General features: G+C 39.5%; 3 protein-coding genes. 2 read left to right on the forward strand and 1 reads right to left on the reverse strand.

The window, feature by feature from the left end; genetic code table 11:
- The first annotated feature begins 181 nt into the window (after positions 1-181).
- Both ACLFKQ_RS20245 and ACLFKQ_RS20250 read left to right on the forward strand, forming a co-directional pair.
- Complete coding sequence (locus ACLFKQ_RS20245; protein WP_449001545.1) at positions 182-322, forward strand: hypothetical protein; 141 nt, start codon at positions 182-184, stop codon at positions 320-322.
- A 473-nt stretch (positions 323-795) separates the two neighbouring features.
- Entirely contained in the window at positions 796-1,524 is a 729-nt protein-coding gene (locus tag ACLFKQ_RS20250) for a hypothetical protein (protein WP_449001546.1), read from the forward strand.
- On the opposite strand, the gene ACLFKQ_RS20255 is transcribed toward ACLFKQ_RS20250, so the two are convergent.
- Positions 1,448-2,184, reverse strand: a protein-coding gene (locus tag ACLFKQ_RS20255; RefSeq protein WP_448999442.1) for an IS5 family transposase whose coding sequence is annotated in 2 segments (ribosomal slippage) — positions 1,448-1,879 and positions 1,882-2,184 — 735 coding nt in all. Because the reading frame shifts where the segments join, the coding sequence is not laid out codon by codon here. The two genes, ACLFKQ_RS20250 and ACLFKQ_RS20255, sit on opposite strands and share 77 nt — an antisense overlap.
- Positions 2,185-2,188: the final 4 nt, after the last annotated feature.

The raw sequence follows: 2,188 nt of genomic DNA on the forward strand, positions 1-2,188 counted from the left end.
TCGCTCCTGACTGATAACCCTACCTCAAGATCAAGTTTATTTTCAGAGGAGTATCTGCGAAAGTCTCGATCGCGCACTATCCTCTTGTAAAAATCGATGATTTTTGCTAACAACATTTCCCTGCCTCATATCCCAACAATAATACATAAACAATAATACATAAAACTATCTCTCTCTTAAAATGTCATGCCAATTTGGCACTATTTACTATTCTTTAACAATTCAAGACTGGCGATCGCTTCAAACTCATCAACAACTCGATCGTCTACCACTGCATATATTTAAAGAAACTGTAAAGAAATTGCTTGTCTGTTCTCTTTAGCTGATAATTATTTTTGGCATACTACTGAATCCTCACAGGTTCTTCAAAATTAATCAGTAGTTTATAAACGTTATCGCTTGAAATGACTAGTTTAATTAAAGGCATAACTAAATATAGATTTAATAAATTTAGCAATTACATAATCTAATTAAGGAATGTTACAGGAGTATTTGAAAAAACCCTACATAATGCTTTTATAAAAATAAGTAGGTCGAAAAGGAAAGTAATTTAGAGTAAATAGTTGTTTTTATCGCTTTATTTGAGCTAAATTGCTAATAAATTCGGCTTTATTGAGATTTTTTACTTAAAAACCAAAAATATTTCACATTTCAAAAAAGAGAAAAAAGAGCGAGTAGTTATATCAAATCGGCTCGAATGCCTTCGTGCGAAACCCCCGCAAGCTTTGTTTTTCAAGCATTGCAATCTATGGTCAATTAAAAGGATTTGATATTACCATCAATACACACAAAAAAATGGAATTACTGTCAAAGCTACTCAACTACAAAAGAGTCAATTCCAATCGAGAGAATTGTGAGTTATCAGTTATAGAAAAATCTGAAGTTAAAGATAACACAGATAGCGAATCTAGTTTGGTTAACGAAAATTCCACCTCGATTGACGGCAATGGAGAATTAGTTCATTGGTCTCCTTCTTTGCAATCTCTCCTAGACGAACCTCCATCTAACCTCCCTCAGCAACTTGTTTTTGGAGGAATGATATTTTCCTTAGCTATTATTATTTGGGCTTGGTTCGGACAAGTCGAAGAAATAGGCAAGGCACGAGGAAAGTTAGTACCTAATGGTGAAACCTATAAAGTCGAGCCAGTTGAGATGGGTAAAATAAGCCGGATCGAGGTAGATGAAGGAGAGCGAGTCCAAGCAGGACAAATTTTAGTCGAATTAAATGATGAGCTAGTAGCCAAAGAATTCCAACGTCTCGAACAAATGCTTGCTGCATACCAAATAGAGTTGAGCCAAAAGCGAGCATTACTAGAAAGGGTATGTTCGCAAGCTCAAACCGATGCAAAAATTGCTGAGGCTGAAGCTCTCGGTTATCGCTCTAGCCTGGCTCTTGCTAAAGAAAAAGTGGCAATTTCCCGCCAGTTGTTAGGTTCTGTTGACACAATTAACGCAACCAAATTAAAGCCGAAGCAAATTCGGCAAATCCCAAATAACATTCGTCAGTTTTGTCAAAACGGCTGAAAACGCGACGATAGTATTTAAGTTTGTTAAAAAAGCACTCAACTAGATGTCGCTCCTTGTACAGATGTGAATCGTAATCTCTAGGGTTGAGGCGACCAGAACGAGGCGGAATCACGCCTTGAGCACCAGTTTCCTCAATCAAGACCACAAAAGCATCACAATCATAGCCTTTATCGGCAATTACCTGTTGAGCTCGATAACCAGCCACCAATGCCTCTCCTTGACTGATATCGGCGGTTTGCCCTGGAGTCAGAAGCAACCGCAGCGGATTGCCCAACGCATCTACCACAGCATGTAACTTGGTACTAAATCCGCCACAAGAACCTCCTAAAGAGTGTTTTTCTGACCCCCTTTTGCTCCTGCTGCACAGGGATGAGCACGAATCATGGTGCTATCGGGAATTAAACTTTCTAAGTCAGCAGAGTGGGACATTTCTTGCAAGAGACGATGCCAAACTCCCTTCTGACACCAACGCCGATATCGTTTGTAGAGGCTGTTCCAGTTGCCAAAACGTTTGGGTAATTCACGCCATTGAGCACCTGTGCGAGTAATCCAGAGAACCGCATTCAGAAAACGACGACAAGCTTTGGGGTCTTTGATACGGATGTCTTGTTGGTGGCTCAGAACAACGAAAATTTGCTGCCAAGCAGAATCGTCCAACTTA

The organism is Myxosarcina sp. GI1(2024) (assembly GCF_053543375.1).

Excerpts from the sequence above, each read along its gene's own strand:
- ACLFKQ_RS20250 (WP_449001546.1), top strand. The coding sequence starts at position 796 with ATGGAATTACTGTCAAAGCTACTCAACTACAAAAGAGTCAATTCCAAT.
- ACLFKQ_RS20245 (WP_449001545.1), top strand. The coding sequence starts at position 182 with ATGTCATGCCAATTTGGCACTATTTACTATTCTTTAACAATTCAAGAC.